Source organism: Stenotrophomonas sp. YJH_SMC_48-3, assembly GCF_059369375.1.
Genome location: NZ_JCAFSQ010000006.1, coordinates 57,885 through 73,244, shown reverse-complemented (window position 1 = coordinate 73,244; position 15,360 = coordinate 57,885). Strand labels below are relative to the sequence as shown.

The window sequence follows — 15,360 nt, the reverse complement described above, 5'->3', positions numbered from 1 at the left end:
GGCCTGAATCGGCCCGGAGCTCGCCTGGCGCTCAGGCTCAGGCCGGGTCGCGGCCCTGGACCAGGGTGCCGATGTTCGCGCCGCTGAGGATCTTCAGCAGCTCACCCGGCTGGCCCATGTCGAACACGCGCATCGGCAGGTCGCTGTCGCGGGCCAGCGCGAAGGCCGCCGTATCCATCACTTCCAGGCCGCGGCGGATGACTTCGTCGTAGCTCAGGCTGTCGAAGCGGACCGCGTCGCTGTGTTTGTTCGGGTCCTTGTCGTACACGCCATCGACCTTGGTGGCCTTCAGCAGCAGGTCGGCGCCGATCTCGATCGCGCGCAGCGCGGCGCCGGAGTCGGTGGTGAAGAACGGGCTGCCGACGCCAGCGGCGAAAATCACCAGGCGGCCCTTTTCCAGGTGGCGGATGGCGCGGCGGCGGATGTAGTCCTCGCACACGTCGTTGATCTTGATCGCGCTCATCACGCGGGCCTTGGCGCCCAGTTTCTCGAGGGCGTCCTGCATGGCCAGGGCGTTGATGACCGTGGCCAGCATGCCCATCTGGTCGCCGGTGACCCGGTCCATGCCGCCAGCGGCCAGGCCGGCGCCGCGGAAGATGTTGCCGCCGCCGATCACCAGTGCCACTTCGGCACCGGCCTGCTGGGCTTCGATGACCTCACGGGCCAGGCGGTTGATGACCTTCGGGTCGATGCCGTAGTCCTCATCTCCCATCAGCGCCTCCCCGGACAGTTTCAGGAGGATGCGGCGATAGGCGAGCTTGGACATGGGGACCTCGGGTGCGTGGAAATCGCGGGGGATTCTACGCGCATGCGGCGTAGGGCCAAAGTGTTTTGTGCACTGCGGCGCGAAATCCTGCCATCCGCCCCGGTCATGCAGGGCGTCCCGTTCAGCCCAGCTCGGCGCCGGCGGTGGCTGAAAGCTCGTCGTGGCCGAGCGCACCGGGGGAGCGGGCGATCACCCGGTTACGGCCCAGGTTCTTCGAGCGGTACAGCACGTCGTCGGCGGCGCGCAGCAGGTCCTGCACGTCGGCAAAGCGCTCGTAGCCGCCCTGGGTAGCCACGCCGGCGGAGAAGGTGACGAACAGCGGCCCTCCCTCCAGTTCGGCCATCGGCGTGGCGACGATGTTGGCCAGTACGCGCCGGATTACGTCAAGGGCCACGGACTCACTGGTATTGGGCAGCAGCGCGACGAATTCCTCGCCGCCGAAGCGGGCCACGGTATCGCTATGGCGCAGCTGGCCCTGCAGCTTGCCGGCAAAGGCGCGCAGCACCTCGTCGCCGGTCAGGTGGCCGTGGGCGTCGTTGATCTTCTTGAAGTCATCCAGGTCGATGAAGGCCACCGACAGCGGCCAGCCCTGACGCCCGGCGCGCAGGAACTCCTGCTCGAGCACCGCCTCCAGCTGGCGCCGGTTGAGCACGCCGGTCAGGGCGTCGCGGTGGGCCTGGTCAGCCAGGCGCTTGGCCCGCGCCTCGAATTCGTCGGCGCGGCGGCGTGCCTGCTCGGCATCCTGCAGCTCGCGCAGGTTGCGCAGGGTGGCCAGCTCCTGCGCGTGGTCGATCAGCTCGCGGACCCGCGAGGGCGAGTTCAGGCCGGCCTCGAACAGGCTGGCGATATCCGGCAGGGCCTCGCTGATGCGGGTCAGCACCTGGTCGAAACGGGCGCTGTCGAGTTCCAGCCGCTCATGCACCTGGTGCAGGGCGCGCTCGCGGGCGGCATCGGCGTCATCGTCCAGCCAGATGTCGGCAACGGCGCCGGACAGCTGCACGCAGGCCTGGAACGGCGAATCGGCGGCGTCGTCGTCCTCGCTGTGGCTGATGCTCTCAACCAGATAGCGTGGCAGGCCCCATTGCTCGGCCACCCAGGCGCCGACATCGGCGTGGCTGCAGCCGAGCGCGTCGCGTTCGCGGGCGACCAGGTCCGTGTTGTCACGGGCTTCGCGCAGCAGCGGCAGGTAACGCTCCGATTCGGCCTGGGCCAGGCACAGCACGCCCAGGTCCTGCAGCAGCCCGGCCAGCATCAGTTCCTCCAGCCGGCGCAGGCCGCGGGCCTGGCCCAGCTGGCTGGCGGCCAGTGCACTGAGAATGCTGCGCTTCCACGCGCGCTGGCGCAGGTCGTGGTCGGCGCCTGCGCCGCCGGTCAGGCCCTGGGTGACGGTGAAACCCAGGGCAAGGCTGATTGTGGCGTTAAGGCCGAGCATGGTCAGTGCCTGGCCAAGGTTCTCGATGCGGCGGCGGCTGGCGTACAGCGGCGAATTGGCGATGCGCAGCATGCGAGCGCTCAGCGCCATGTCGATGGCGATGATGTCGGCGGCGGTGGCGATATCCGCTTCCGGGTCCTGTGCCAGCTCGATGATGCGCAGGGCAATACCGGGCGGCGAGGGCAGGTTGCGGCAGAGCGCCAGGGCAGCTGTCAGCTCGGGAGGCATGTCGGGTCGTTCAATTCCATTAGGACAAGAATACCTAGGAATGCATCACAGTCCGCGATTTTCCTTCCTGCTACGCGACTGTGGATTCCCTGCGCCGAGTATCGGCTTGATTCGCGCGCAACGCAAAGAGCCCTGATATCGGGCTGTGCCTGGCGTCAGTGCGCGCACCAACGGTGCCCACCCGCCGATGCAGTGGGTACAAAAAAAGAGCCGCGGTTTCCCGCGGCTCCTTCTGGTCGCTTCACAGCCGGAGGGCTGGAATCAGACCTGCATCGCCTTGGCAACTTCGGCGGCGTAGTCTTCCACCACCTTCTCGATGCCTTCGCCGACGATCAGCAGCTTGAACCCAGCCACATCGGCGCCAGCGGCCTTGACCACCTGCTCGACGGTGGTGTCGCCCAGCACGTAGGTCTGGCCGTACAGGGTCACGTCGCTGACGATCTTGTTGATCTTGCCGCTGATGATCTTTTCCAGGATCTCGGCCGGCTTGGCCTTGTCCTTCTCGGACATCTTGGCCAGCTCGATTTCCTTTTCCTTTTCGACGAAGTCGGCCGGAACGTCCGCAGCCTTGTTGTGCGGCGGCTTCAGCGCGGCCACGTGCATGGCCAGGCCGCGGGCCAGCTCGACGTCGCCGCCGATCAGGTCAACCAGCACGCCGACCTTGCCGTTGGTGTGGACGTAGGCGCCGATGTTGCCGGTGGTGTCGACCTTGACCATGCGGCGGATCTGGATGTTCTCACCCAGGGTCTGCACGGCGGTGGCGCGGGCTTCTTCAACGGTGCGGCCATCGGCCAGCGTGGCAGCCTTCACGGCTTCCACGTCGTTGGCGCCCGATGCCAGGGCGGCAGCGGCGACGGCGTTGACGAAGGTCTTGAAGTTGTCGTCGTTGGCGACGAAGTCGGTTTCCGAGTTGACTTCGACCAGCACGGCCTTGCCGCCATCCTGGGCCAGGCCCAGGCGGCCTTCGGCGGCCACGCGGTCAGCCTTCTTGTCGGCCTTGGCAGCGCCGGACTTGCGCATGGCTTCAGCAGCGGCGTTGATGTCGCCGTTGGCTTCGGTAAGCGCCTTCTTGCATTCCATCATGCCGGCGCCGGTGCGCTCGCGCAGTTCCTTGACCAGGGAAGCAGTGATTTCCACGGGATTACCTCACGAAAGAAAGGGGTTGGGCCGGCATGGTGGCCGGCCCGTGTGACACGGTCCTGTCACGCGCCAAGGGCTGCGTGCAGGAGGGTGGACGCCGGGCGTCCACCCTGTGGCCTGGATCAGGCCTGGGCGTCGTCGCCCTTCTTGGCAGCCTTCTTGGCCGGAGCGCGGCGGGCCGGCTTCTCTTCGCCTTCGGCAGCGGCTTCAGCGAACTCTTCCTCACGCACCGAAGCGGCGTGCGGAGCAGCAGCCTTGCCTTCCAGCACGGCGTCGGCAGCGGCGCGGGCGTACAGCTGCACAGCGCGGATGGCGTCGTCGTTGCCCGGGATGGCGTAATCAACCAGTTCCGGGTTGTAGTTGGTGTCGACCACGGCGATGACCGGGATGCCCAGCTTCTTGGCTTCCTTGATCGCGATGTCTTCGTGGCCGATGTCGATCACGAAGATCGCGTCCGGCAGGCGGTTCATGTCCTTGATGCCGCCCAGCGAGGCTTCCAGCTTGTCGCGCTCGCGACGCAGGCCCAGCACTTCGTGCTTGACCAGCTTCTCGAAGGTGCCGTCGGTTTCACCGGCTTCCAGTTCCTTCAGGCGGGCAACCGACTGCTTGACGGTGCGGAAGTTGGTCAGGGTGCCGCCCAGCCAGCGCTGGTTCATGAACGGCATGCCGCAACGCTCGGCTTCTTCCTTGATGGTTTCGCGGGCGCTGCGCTTGGTGCCCAGGAACAGGACGGTGCCGCGCTTCTGGGCAACCGACGAGATGAAGTTCATCGCGTCATTGAACAGCGGGACGGTCTTTTCCAGGTTGATGATGTGGATCTTGCCGCGGGCGCCGAAGATGTACGGAGCCATCTTGGGGTTCCAGTAGCGGGTCTGGTGGCCGAAGTGGACGCCGGCTTCCAGCATCTGACGCATGGTGACCTGGGGCATTGCAATACTCCTGATATGGAACCAGCGATTCCGCCCGCGGGAATAGGTATGCGGGACGCGTGGAAGCGCGATCGGTTCCGGGGTTGGGCTTCCCTGTTGCCTCCGTGGCCGAACTCCTTGCGGAGCACCCCGGCACGGATGGGGGCAGCAGGTGTGGATTCACCGGTGACGTCCGGTGTGGACGGGTTCCCGCGCACGCAGGCGGCAGGAATCCGGACGATTATAGCCCGCTGCGGGCGCTCGCTGCAATTGCGGGGTCAGATGCGGCCAGATCGACCTCGCGGCCGTCCTGCAGGCGTGCCCGGAAGCGGCCACCTGCGTAACTGTCCGCGCGGGCGGGCAGGGGCCAGCGTCGTTCATGGCCGGCGAGGATGTAGCCGGCCAGCCCGCCCACCAGCACTGTCGATTGGCCGTCCGCCGCGATGAAGCGCAGGTCGTGCAGGCGGCCGTGCAGCGTACCGCAGTTGCTGAGTCGCAACACAGGCTGCGACCCCAGGGCCTCGATCCGACCCTGCAGGCGGGCGTGCAGGACTGGCGCCGCGGCGCCCCGGAACAGCGGTAGCGAGTAGCGCGGCAGCCCTGCCAGCGCCGGCGTCAGCACGATCCTGTAGGCCTGTTCACCCATTGCCGCGGCCGGATCGCGTGGCAGCAGCCAGACGCGCTGCGTACCGCCCGGGGCGAGATCCAGCCGCGTCGGGCTGACCCGGATCTGGTCGCTGGGCTGCAGTCGTTCGGCGTCCAGCTGCTGATCCCAGGCCAGCACCTGCACGTGGCCCTGCCAGCGGCCGGGCCCGGGATTGCGTAGCCACAGCTCGGCGCGGCCGCCTTCGGCCGGCAGCTGCAGGGTGGTAGGCAACACCTCAAGCGCCGCAGCCGGCTGCGCCAGCAGTGCAAGCAGGATCAGCAGCGCGCGCATCAGTAGATGAGGGTCACGGCGGGTGTTGCGTTCTCGTCCGTCGCCGGTGGTGCGAGCTCGCGCACCTGGGATGGCAGCTGGGGTGTATCGCTGCGCTGGTGCGGCGCCGTACAGCGCGCGCCACCGGTGTCGTCGCTGCAGGAGTCGACCACGGTCAGCCGGATCTGCAGGGAGCTGCTGGGTTCGGCCAAGGCCGGCGTACTGGCGACCAGCATCGCCGCGATCGAAAATGTGCGAACCACCTGCCATCCACCATGCTGAAAGACTTGCTGCGCGGTATCGGCGGGATGTGCCGGAACTGTAGCGCCGAGCCGGCGCTCGGCACGGCCTTCGTCCGGTGGGTGCCGACCGTTGGTCGGCACGCCGGTCAATAGGTGATCGTCACCGTCACCAGGTCGTTGTAGGTACCAGCCGGGGGCTGGCCGGTGACCGGTGGCACCCGGCCGTAGATGGTCAGCTGCTGTGCGCTGCCGGTGCCGGTGCCGCTGGCCGTGTCGACAGTCAACGTATTGCCCCAGCGCAGGCTCCGAGCCGAGTCCCGGTACAGCTCGTAGGGAAGGTAGTAGGTACTGCCGCCGATGGTGGTGGCCATGCGGCGGATGCTGGTCGCGGCAGGGTTGTTCCGGCCGTTGTTGAGTCCGACCTGGAAGGCGGTGTTCTTCAGGCAGGTCAGTGTCAGCGTGGCGGTCCGGTCGATGTTGGCGGGAATGCCGCCGGTGACGTTGCCGAAGTTCATGTCGGTGGTGACGTAGCTGCCGCACTGCGGCAGCACATTGGCGCTGGCGGTGAAACTGAAGGCTGCGCTTGCGCTGTTGGTGCCGGTGGCGCCGCCGTTGCAGGTGGCGGGCACTGTGGCATTGCCGAGCAGGACCTCGTTCCAGGCCCAGGTCAACACCACGTCGGCGCCGCTGAAGGTGCTGCTGTAGGCGCCGGAGGCCAGGATCTGGTTGGCCGGAATCTGCCCGAACAGCTGCACGGACTGCGCACCGCTGCCGCCGGCGACCAGCGGCACGCTGTAGGTCATGGTCAGTTCCTGTGCCGGGGGCGTGCCGCGCGGGACCAACCCCGTCACCTGGCTGAAGTCCGAGGAGTTGTAGAGCTGGAAATTAATGCTGTCGCTGCTGCTGGTCTTCATCGTCCGCCAGCTTGAACTGCTGCCGCCACCACTGCCTGCGCCGATGCCGACGCAGACGCGCACACCGGTTGTGGCCAGCGCGCTCAGCGCGGCGGTGGTGCATGTCACCGTGATGTTGAGGTTGGCCGTGCTCGGGCCAGGCGCATTGCTGTTGATGTTGCCGAACGGCAGCGTTGGATTGGCGACCGCGGTGCAGACCGCGACGGCGCGGGCCGGTGCTGCCGCCAGCAGGCCAGCGAACAGCAGCAGGCCGAGCAGCAACGTCCTCATGGCGCCACCTCCGGAATGCACTGCAGCGGCGCCGGTTTCGGCCGCGCGCCGGTCGCCACCACCCTGGGCGGGTCGGGGACCTTCACCCGGCAGGGGCCGCGGCTGGTGGTGACGTACAGCACGCTGCCGGCGGCAACGTCTTCCAGGTACAGCAGGCCGTCATAGCCGACCGTGGCCTGGCGGCCATCGGGCAGCTGCACCTCGCTGCCCACCTCCAGCGGCTGCCCGTCCATTGCCAGCAGGGTCAGGCTCAGCGACGGTCGCGAGCGCAGCTCGAAGGCAATCCGGGTGCCGGCGCGCTGGCGCGGGGTCACCCAATTCTCGATGCGGTCGGCACGCATGTCCTCGGGCAGGTCCAGGGTGTCGATCGAGACCCGGTTGCGCTGCCAGGACAGCAACGGGCTGACCAGCAGCAGGCCGCGATCATCGGTGACGCCGATCAGGCGGTTTTCCAGCCGCACCGGCACGCCGCCGACGCCACTGGTGCTGATCACCGCGAACGCGTCCGACACTTCGCGCGTGGCGAAGGTGTGGCCACCCATCCACACCACGCTGCCGCTGGCGCTGGCGTAGGCATAGTTCAGCCCGCCCTGGCGCGAGGCGCCGAACGAATAGCGGCCGGTATCGTTGAGGATGCCGACCTCGGCCAGGCCGCCATTGCCGTCCTCGCCATGGCGCAGCTGTGCGCGCCAGCCGACGCCGCCGGCACTGCCATCGCCGGGCACCGGCTGGGTCACGTCCGCGACCCAGCTCTGGCTGTCGCCGTTGCGTTGGCTCGAGAGGCTGGCCTGGCGGTTGTTGCCCAGACTGGCGGTCAGCGACAGGTAGATGCTGCGGTCGTCGCTCTGGTCCAGGTTCTGGTTCAGCGACAGGTAGGCCGACCAGCGCTGGCTCCAGCTGCGCGACCAGAACAGGCTGGCGTAGCGGTTGTCGTCGCCGTCGGGGTAGCGCAGGCGCAGGTAGCTTGCGCTGAGCGTGCCCAGCCGCAGCAGGTCCAGGCCGAGGGTGGCCTGCTCGCTGATGCTCGGTGGCAGGTTGCCCTGCAGTGCGCCCAGGTCGCGGTAGTCGCCGTGGCTGCGCACGCTGCGCAGATTGACGTTGAAGCGGCGGTTGTTCCAGCTGTAGCCCAGCGCCCATTGCCCGCCCTGCAGGCCGTGGTAATCACTGCGTGCATAGGCCGCATTGAACACGCCGGCAGCGCCGAGCAGCCACCAGCCGCCGATGCCGGCCTGGGCCAGGCCGCCGCCGCCTTCGGCATGCGCCTCGCCAGTGAAGGCATCGCTGATGCCGCCGCGCCAGCTGGCACTGGCCACCGTGCGATCGTCGTAGCCGAAGGAGCGCTGGCCGAAGTCCTCGCGCAGCTGGCCGACGCCGACCGACCAGTCCGAAAGGCCCTTGGCCAGCAGTTGCTGGGTGCCATAGAAACTGAAATCCAGTGTCTGCATGCGGCCGAACGCATCGGTTACCACCACCTGCGCATTGCCGGTGCCGCTGATACCAGGCTGTGCCGCCAGCTGGAAGGGACCGACCGGGACCTGTCCGCTGTACTGGCGCAGGCCATCCACGTACAGCTCGACCGTGGAGGGCACCACGGCCTGGCCGAGGAAGCTCGGCGTGGGCGTCAGTACGCGATAGGGCTGCAGCCCGTAGTTGCGACCGATCTGCACGCCACCCAGGCGCACTGGCCGGGTCCAGTCGACGAAGCCGCTGTAGAAGTCGCCGACCTCCAGCGTCGTTGCGCTGTCGGGGAAGTCCAGGCTCCAGCGGGTGTCCAGGCGCACGCTTTCGCCGCGCCAACGGCGATCACCGGGTTGCTGGTAGCGGCGGCTGATGGCGGTGTTCTCAAAAGTCCCGTTGCCGATGCCGAACACGCGCAGCTCCGAGCTCAGGCTGAGGTTGCCGAGCGTGTCCACCCGGCTGCCGTATACGTCGTAGTTGAGCAGCACGCCCGGCGAGGCAGTGCCAGTCGGCGCACGCGCCTGCGGCCGGCTGAGCACCGTGGTCGGCAGGGTCAGCTGGTCCAGCGGCACATCCAGCGCCAGGGTCTGCATGTGCGCGTCGTAGCGCACCACCGCGCCACTGATCTGGTCCAGGTAGACCGGTACCTCGCCGCTGGCATTGAAGCCGAGCTGGCGCAACACCTGGGGGCTGGCCTGAAGCCGGCCGCGGTTCTCGATGAACGGCAGCAGGCCGCGTGGCGTGCTGTTGAGCGACACATCCAGGTACAGCGTCTGGCTGGCGGTCAGTGGGGTCGGGGGCGGCAGGGTGGCATCGGCCGACACGCCGGAGACATCAACGGCCGCGCCGGACGCATCGGCGGCCTCGGTCGCCGCGGGAGCCAGGGCAGCCAGCAACGCGCCCATCAAGGCCTCAGCGAGCCGGTGGGGGCGACAGTGGCGTCTGTTCCGACTCGCCATTGAGCTTGGCCGTGATCTGGTCGTTGTCGCGGTCGATCGCCACGCGCTCGATCGGCCAGCGCATCACCTGGCCCGGCAGCACGTAGCCCAGCAATCCGGGATGGACGATGCGCGGACGCGTGGCGCTGCCCAGCGCAAGATCGGCGATCTGCGCGTAGCTGTCACCCGTATTGGCCACCTCCACGCCATTGCGGCCATCCGCCAGTGTCACCAGGCGAGCCTGCAACTGTGGGGCGAGGGCGCCGGCCGAAGGCTGCACGAACACGGGGATCGAATAGCGCAGGACGAACTGCATGCCCTCGGCACGCGTGGCCAGGTCCGGGATCTGGTCCACGATCAATCGGTAGTGCCGTTGTGCAGGCGGTGGCTCGTTGTCCGGACGCATCACCCGCACCAGTTGCTGCTGGCCCGCAGCCAGTTCCTGCATGGGCGGTGTGGCCATCAGCTCATCGGTGGGCAGCAGCCGTTCCTGGCCGTCCTGCTGCACCCAGCGGAACACGCGCACCTGCAGCTTCACCGGCGCGGTGCCGCTATTGGTCAGCCATAGCTCAGCCGCACGCTGGCGCGCCTCCAGCTGCAGGCTGGTCGGCGCGACCTGCAGGCTGGTGGCGCCGGCGGTGGCGGTGGCCAGCAGGCACAGGGCGAGCAGCGCCACGCCGGTGGCGCGCCACGGGCGGAGTCCGGCCATGCGGGCGTGCTCCATCAATAGGTGATCGTGGCGGTAACCGTATCCAGGTAGCTGCCGGTGGCCGGGTTGTTGGTGCTCAGGTTCAGGATCTGGCCGTAGACGACGTACGGCACGGCCAGGCCGGTGCCGATGCCGGCCTGGGTATTGGTGCCGGTTGTGGATCCCCAGACCAGGGTATGCGCGGCATCCTGGTAGAGCTGGTAGCCGACATAGTTGTTGGCGGTCACGGCGGCATTGGTGTTCTTCATGCGCCGCGTGGTGACGTCGTTGGCGGTGCCCGCGTTGGCGCCCGCATTCAGCGCGATCGTGTACGGCGTCAGCGCCGAACACTGCGCGGTGACCGTGCCCTGGCCGAGGGTGGGCGTGGCGGTGGTCGACGCCGCCGTGCCGAAGTCGACGTTGGTAGCGGCCGCGGCCGTGATGGTGCAGGCCTTGGTGACCACCAGCGTGACGTTGAAGGTGGTGGTATCTGCGGCCAGGGCCGGGCTGGACAGCAGGAGGCCGGCGAAGGCCCAGGCAAGCGGAGAACGAAGCGCGGATCGCATGGACAACCTCCCTGACCCGAAGGTCCGTTGAACAAGGCGAAGGCGGCACGATCGGCACCGCTTCGGCGACGGTGACCCCAGCTTAGGTGGCGTAAGTGTCTGTAATCCGTGATAAACAGGCGGGCGAAAGGGTGGAGGGCATCACGCTTTCATTTTCCTTGCCGAAAGCGTGCATGGCCCGGTGCATGGCCCGGAATGCCAGTTGGGTGGCGTTCGTTCAGATTGCGGCCGGATCGGCGATAATGGGTGCCATGAGCGTGAATCTGAAAACCCCGCAGGAAATCGAGATGATGCGCATCGCCGGCCGCTTGGCCAGCGAAGTGCTGGACATCGTCACCCCCCACGTCAAGCCCGGTGTCACCACCGAGGAGCTGGACCGCATCTGCCACGACCACATCGTCAACGTGCAGGGCGCCATTCCGGCCAACGTCGGCTACCGCGGCTTCCCGAAGACCGTGTGCACCTCGGTCAACAATGTCATCTGCCACGGCATCCCCAGTGAAGGGAAGGTGCTCAAGGATGGCGACATCATCAATATCGATGTCACCGTCATCAAGGACGGTTGGCACGGCGACACCAGTCGCATGTACTTCGTCGGCACGCCGTCGGTGATGGCCCGCCGCCTGGTGGAAACCACCTACGAAGCCATGTGGCGCGGCATCCGCGCCGTGCGTCCGGGCGCCACCCTGGGCGACATTGGCCATGCCATCCAGAGCTATGCCGAAGGCGAGCGTTTCAGCGTGGTGCGCGAGTACTGCGGCCACGGCATCGGCAAGGTCTACCACGATGAGCCGCAGGTGGTGCATTACGGCCGCCCGGGCCAGGGCCTGGTGCTGCAGCCGGGCATGACCTTCACCATCGAACCGATGATCAACGAGGGCACCCGCTACAACAAGGTGCTGCCGGATGGCTGGACCGTGGTGACCAAGGACCGCAAGCTGTCGGCGCAGTGGGAGCACATGGTCGCGGTCACCGAGACCGGCGTCGACGTGCTGACCCTGTCGCCGGGCGAGTCGCAGGTTTCCTGACGATGCTGCCGGCGAGTTCGCTGCTGGACACGCCGGCCGCGTCGCTCAACGACCCGGACTGGGCCGCTGCGGCGCGGCAGGCGCTGCAGCAGGCCGACGCACGCCTGTACCGCCGCTTCGACCAGGGCGACAACATCGAGCGCCTGCTGGCGTTGCGTGCGCGCGCTGCCGACCACTTGATCCGCCTGGCGTGGCAGCGTTGCCTGCCGGCCGGCAGCGGCCTGTCGCTGTTCGCGGTGGGCGGCTATGGCCGCGGTGAACTGTTCCCGCGATCGGACATCGACCTGCTGGTGTTCGGCGATCCGCCGGCGCAACTGGCGCACGAAGCGGCCCTGGCGCGGCTGTTCGCGCTGCTGTGGGACTGCGGGTTGGCGGTCAGCCATGCGGTGCGTTCTGCATTGCAGTGCCGCGAGGCGGCGGCTGACCAGACCGTGCTGACCGCGCTGATCGAGGCGCGTCCGATCCTGGCCGATGACGCCGCCCGCCGCGCGCTGCGCGAGGCCATCGACGATCGCGAACTGTGGCCGGCACGCACTTTCTTCCTGGCCAAGCTGGAAGAGCTGCGCAACCGTCACCAGCGCTTCGGTGATACCGCCGACAACCTGGAGCCGGACCTGAAGGATGGCCCCGGTGGCCTGCGCGATCTCAACACGCTGGGCTGGATGGCACTGCGCGCGTTCGGCGTGCGCGACCTGGAAGCCCTGGTCGGGCTCGGCCATCTGGGTGCCGACGAAGCCGCGGCGCTCAAGCGCGAACGTGCCGTGCTGGCGCGACTGAGGTTTGGCCTGCACCTGGTAGCACGTCGCCCGGAAGAGCGCCTGCGTTTCGATTACCAGAAGACCCTCGCCGCGCGCCTGGGCTTCGAAGACGACGCCGAGAGCCTCGGTGTCGAGAAAATGATGCAGGGCTTCTACCGCGCCGCGCTGGTGGTGCGGCGGATCAGCGACCGCCTGCTGCAGCGCTTCGAGGAGCAGTTCGACGGCGAGGCGCAGCCGGAGCCGCTGACCGTGGGCTTTTCCCTGCGTCGTGGCTACCTGGCCGCCAACGAGGCCGACTGGCCGCAGGGCGACATTGGCCAAGTGTTCGCGCTGTTTTCCAGCTGGGCCAACAACCCGCAGGTGCGCGGCCTGCACTCGCTGACCGCGCGTGCACTGGCCGAGTCGCTGCCGCTGCTGCCGGCCTATGACCAGGCCGACGCCGACGCACGCGAGCACTTCCTTGCCCTGCTGCGTGGCCAGCGCCCGGTCGACACGCTTTCGCGCATGGCGCGGCTGGGCGTGCTTGGCCAGTGGATTCCCGCGTTCGCCCAAGTCAGCGGGCGCATGCAGTTCGACCTGTTCCATGTCTACACCGTCGACCAGCACACGCTGATGGTCCTGCGCAACATCGGCCTGTTCGCCAGCAGCCGTGCCGACGAGCGCTTCTCGATCGCGCACGAAGTGTGGCCGCGCCTGCGCAAGCCGGAGCTGCTGCTGCTGGCCGGCCTGTTCCATGACATTGCCAAGGGCCGCGGCGGCGACCACTCCGAGCTGGGTGCGGTGGACGCGCGCGCGTTCTGCCAGGCACATGCGCTCAGTGGCACCGATACCGAACTGGTCGCCTGGCTGGTCGAACAGCACCTGCGCATGTCGGTGACCGCGCAGAAGCAGGACATTGCCGACCCGGTGGTGATCCATCGCTTCGCCACCCTGGTCGGCAGCCGCGACCGCCTGGACTACCTGTATCTGCTGACCTGTGCCGATATTGCCGGCACCAGCCCGAAACTGTGGAACGCCTGGAAGGATCGCCTGCTGGCCGACCTTTACTTCGCCACCCGGCGCGCGTTGCGCGAAGGGCTGGAGCATCCGGTGCCCGCCGCCGAGCGTGTGGCCGAGGCGCGTGACAGCGTGCGCGCACTGGTGCGCGAGCAGGGTTACGACGATGCCACCATCGACCGCCAGTTCGCGGTGATGCCCGATGAGGGCTTCATCCGCCTGCGCCCCGAGCAGCTGGCCTGGCAGGCCGCTGCGCTGGTGCCGGTGAAGCAGGGCCAGACCCTGGTCAAGGTCCGCCGGATCAGTGTCGACGACCCCGCGCTGGAAGTGTTCGTGCACTCGCCCGACCGCGACGGCCTGTTCGCCGCGATCGTGATGACCCTGGACCGCAAGGGCTACGGGATCCACCGTGCACGCGTGCTGGACGGCCCGGCCGACACCATCTTCGATACCTTCGAAGTGAACCCGGCCGACACGTTTGCCGATGGCAACAGTGCCAATCTGGAAGCGGCGCTGCGCGAGGCCCTGAGTGGCGACCTTGCGCGGCTTCGGCCGTCACGCCGGGTGGTGCCGCGGCAGCTGCGTCATTTCCGTTTTGCGCCGCGCATCGAATTCCGCGATGAACCGGGCGCAACCCGTTTTGCCCTGGTCGCCCCCGACCGTCCCGGCCTGCTGGCCGATGTGGCGTTCGTGCTGCGCAACCAGGGCCTGCGCGTGCATGATGCGCGCATTGCGACATTCGGCGAACGCGCCGAAGACACCTTCGTGATCAGTGACGAACACGACCTCCCCCTGACTGAACCTGCCCGGCAGCAGCTGCATGACGCGATGCTGGCCTGCCTGGACCCTGATCGAAACGCCGGAGACCCCGCCTGATGGCCACCAAGCCTGTTAAGAAGACTGCTGCCACCGCCAAGAGCGCAGCGGCCAAGAAAACTGCCGCCGTGCCGGCCGCGAAGAAGGCTGCCGCGCCGAAGAAAGCCGCGATGGTGAAGGCGCCGGCGAAGAAGGTGGCGGCACCGAAGAAGGCCCCGGCCAAGAGCGCAGAAGCCGCACGCGCCGAAACCATCGCCCGCAAGTCGCTGCGCAAGCCGGCCGCGCCGGGCGTGGAAGAACTGAAGTTCGGCATCGAAAGTGCCTTCGAACGCCGCGCCACGCTGACCCTGCACGAACTGGAAGGCTCGACCAGGCCGCTGGTCAACCGTGTGATCGACGGCCTGGAGAGCGGTGAATTCCGCGTCGCCGAGCCGGACGGCCAGGGCGGCTGGAAGGTCAACGAGTGGCTGAAGAAGGCGGTGCTGCTGTATTTCCGTGTCAACGACATGGCGGTGGTCGATGCACGCCCGGCACCGTTCTGGGACAAGGTCGAATCGCGCTTCGCCGGCTATGACGAAGCGAAGTTCCGCCGAGGCGGCGTGCGCGTGGTGCCGGGCGCGATTGCTCGCCGTGGCACGTATTTCGGCAAGGATGTGGTGCTGATGCCGAGCTTCACCAACATCGGCGCCTATGTCGGCGAAGGCACCATGGTGGACACCTGGGCCACGGTCGGTTCCTGCGCGCAGATCGGCCAGCACTGTCATCTGTCCGGCGGTGCCGGCATCGGTGGCGTGCTGGAGCCGCTGCAGGCCAGCCCGACCATCATCGAGGACCATTGCTTCATCGGTGCCCGCTCGGAAGTGGTTGAGGGTGTGGTGGTCGGCCACCACAGCGTGATCGGCATGGGCGTGTTCCTCAGCCAGAGCACCCGCATCTACAACCGCGCCACCGGTGAGATCAGCTACGGCTACATCCCGCCGTACAGCGTGGTGGTGTCCGGCTCGCTGCCGAGCAAGGACGGTACCCATTCGCTGTACTGCGCGGTGATCGTCAAGCAGGTCGATGCCAGGACCCGCAGCAAGACCAGCGTCAACGACCTGCTGCGCGGCCTGGCCGACTGAAGGTGACTGCGCCGGAGGATCCGGCGCAGTACGCGAGCTACCGGCATCCTCCCGACGTCCTGTTCGGGCGGATGCTGCCGCGCCTGCCGCGTGCGCCGCGCTGTGGCAGGCGACCCACCGTGCCGCGCCGTTCCGGGTCGTGTCCGAGCGCCTGTTGTGAGATTCTGGCCCTCTG

13 protein-coding genes are annotated in these 15,360 nt (G+C 67.8%); 3 read left to right on the top strand and 10 right to left on the bottom strand.

Features of this window, described 5'->3' with window-relative positions; genetic code table 11:
- Window positions 1-37 precede the first annotated feature (37 nt).
- The 10 genes from pyrH to AC5P65_RS11290 all read right to left on the bottom strand — a co-directional run bounded on the left by pyrH (window position 38) and on the right by AC5P65_RS11290 (window position 10,466).
- Window positions 38-766, bottom strand: a complete 729-nt coding sequence (gene pyrH, locus AC5P65_RS11335; protein ID WP_019659122.1) for a UMP kinase — start codon at window positions 764-766, stop codon at window positions 38-40.
- Between the two features lie 121 nt (window positions 767-887).
- Window positions 888-2,426 (bottom strand): sensor domain-containing diguanylate cyclase, encoded by a 1,539-nt coding sequence (locus AC5P65_RS11330; RefSeq protein ID WP_021204144.1) that lies wholly within the window; start codon window positions 2,424-2,426, stop codon window positions 888-890.
- Window positions 2,427-2,687: 261 nt separating this feature from the next.
- On the bottom strand, window positions 2,688-3,563 hold the full coding sequence (gene tsf, locus AC5P65_RS11325) for a translation elongation factor Ts (RefSeq protein ID WP_019659120.1): 876 nt from the start codon (window positions 3,561-3,563) through the stop codon (window positions 2,688-2,690).
- Window positions 3,564-3,688: 125 nt separating this feature from the next.
- The gene (gene rpsB / locus AC5P65_RS11320) at window positions 3,689-4,495 is read right to left on the bottom strand and encodes a 30S ribosomal protein S2 (protein WP_005408748.1); all 807 of its coding nucleotides are present in this window, start codon (window positions 4,493-4,495) and stop codon (window positions 3,689-3,691) included.
- Window positions 4,496-4,715: 220 nt separating this feature from the next.
- Entirely contained in the window at window positions 4,716-5,411 is a 696-nt protein-coding gene (locus AC5P65_RS11315) for a fimbrial biogenesis chaperone (RefSeq protein WP_111097795.1), read from the bottom strand.
- On the bottom strand, window positions 5,411-5,653 hold the full coding sequence (locus tag AC5P65_RS11310; protein WP_238558860.1) for a hypothetical protein: 243 nt from the start codon (window positions 5,651-5,653) through the stop codon (window positions 5,411-5,413). Before AC5P65_RS11310 ends, AC5P65_RS11315 begins: the two co-directional genes overlap by 1 nt.
- Window positions 5,654-5,778: 125 nt before the next feature.
- Window positions 5,779-6,816, bottom strand: a complete 1,038-nt coding sequence (locus AC5P65_RS11305) for a Csu type fimbrial protein (protein WP_457894530.1) — start codon at window positions 6,814-6,816, stop codon at window positions 5,779-5,781.
- A complete protein-coding gene (locus tag AC5P65_RS11300) occupies window positions 6,813-9,179 on the bottom strand; it encodes a fimbria/pilus outer membrane usher protein (protein ID WP_456115416.1) in 2,367 nt (788 codons plus the stop codon). Before AC5P65_RS11300 ends, AC5P65_RS11305 begins: the two co-directional genes overlap by 4 nt.
- A 7-nt stretch (window positions 9,180-9,186) precedes the next feature.
- The gene (locus AC5P65_RS11295; RefSeq protein ID WP_134729442.1) at window positions 9,187-9,936 is read right to left on the bottom strand and encodes a fimbrial biogenesis chaperone; all 750 of its coding nucleotides are present in this window, start codon (window positions 9,934-9,936) and stop codon (window positions 9,187-9,189) included.
- On the bottom strand, window positions 9,936-10,466 hold the full coding sequence (locus AC5P65_RS11290; RefSeq protein ID WP_019659113.1) for a Csu type fimbrial protein: 531 nt from the start codon (window positions 10,464-10,466) through the stop codon (window positions 9,936-9,938). Before AC5P65_RS11290 ends, AC5P65_RS11295 begins: the two co-directional genes overlap by 1 nt.
- A 242-nt stretch (window positions 10,467-10,708) precedes the next feature.
- Here AC5P65_RS11290 and map point away from each other — a divergent pair, with 242 nt between their 5' ends.
- Genes map through dapD form a run of 3 tightly spaced genes read left to right on the top strand, consistent with a single transcriptional unit; the run spans window position 10,709 to window position 15,185 of the window.
- A complete protein-coding gene (gene map, locus AC5P65_RS11285) occupies window positions 10,709-11,494 on the top strand; it encodes a type I methionyl aminopeptidase (protein ID WP_032955117.1) in 786 nt (261 codons plus the stop codon).
- Between the two features lie 20 nt (window positions 11,495-11,514).
- A complete protein-coding gene (locus AC5P65_RS11280) occupies window positions 11,515-14,124 on the top strand; it encodes a [protein-PII] uridylyltransferase (RefSeq protein WP_026346923.1) in 2,610 nt (869 codons plus the stop codon).
- Window positions 14,124-15,185, top strand: coding sequence for a 2,3,4,5-tetrahydropyridine-2,6-dicarboxylate N-succinyltransferase (gene dapD / locus AC5P65_RS11275; protein WP_111097791.1), 1,062 nt, complete (start codon window positions 14,124-14,126; stop codon window positions 15,183-15,185). The genes AC5P65_RS11280 and dapD overlap by 1 nt, the downstream gene beginning before the upstream one ends.
- Window positions 15,186-15,360 lie beyond the last annotated feature (175 nt).

Excerpts from the sequence above, each read along its gene's own strand:
- AC5P65_RS11330 (WP_021204144.1), bottom strand. The coding sequence starts at position 2,426 with ATGCCTCCCGAGCTGACAGCTGCCCTGGCGCTCTGCCGCAACCTGCCC.
- rpsB (WP_005408748.1), bottom strand. The coding sequence starts at position 4,495 with ATGCCCCAGGTCACCATGCGTCAGATGCTGGAAGCCGGCGTCCACTTC.
- AC5P65_RS11295 (WP_134729442.1), bottom strand. The coding sequence starts at position 9,936 with ATGGAGCACGCCCGCATGGCCGGACTCCGCCCGTGGCGCGCCACCGGC.
- dapD (WP_111097791.1), top strand. The coding sequence starts at position 14,124 with ATGGCCACCAAGCCTGTTAAGAAGACTGCTGCCACCGCCAAGAGCGCA.
- AC5P65_RS11315 (WP_111097795.1), bottom strand. The coding sequence starts at position 5,411 with ATGCGCGCGCTGCTGATCCTGCTTGCACTGCTGGCGCAGCCGGCTGCG.
- AC5P65_RS11305 (WP_457894530.1), bottom strand. The coding sequence starts at position 6,816 with ATGAGGACGTTGCTGCTCGGCCTGCTGCTGTTCGCTGGCCTGCTGGCG.
- pyrH (WP_019659122.1), bottom strand. The coding sequence starts at position 766 with ATGTCCAAGCTCGCCTATCGCCGCATCCTCCTGAAACTGTCCGGGGAG.
- map (WP_032955117.1), top strand. The coding sequence starts at position 10,709 with ATGGGTGCCATGAGCGTGAATCTGAAAACCCCGCAGGAAATCGAGATG.
- AC5P65_RS11300 (WP_456115416.1), bottom strand. The coding sequence starts at position 9,179 with ATGGGCGCGTTGCTGGCTGCCCTGGCTCCCGCGGCGACCGAGGCCGCC.
- AC5P65_RS11290 (WP_019659113.1), bottom strand. The coding sequence starts at position 10,466 with ATGCGATCCGCGCTTCGTTCTCCGCTTGCCTGGGCCTTCGCCGGCCTC.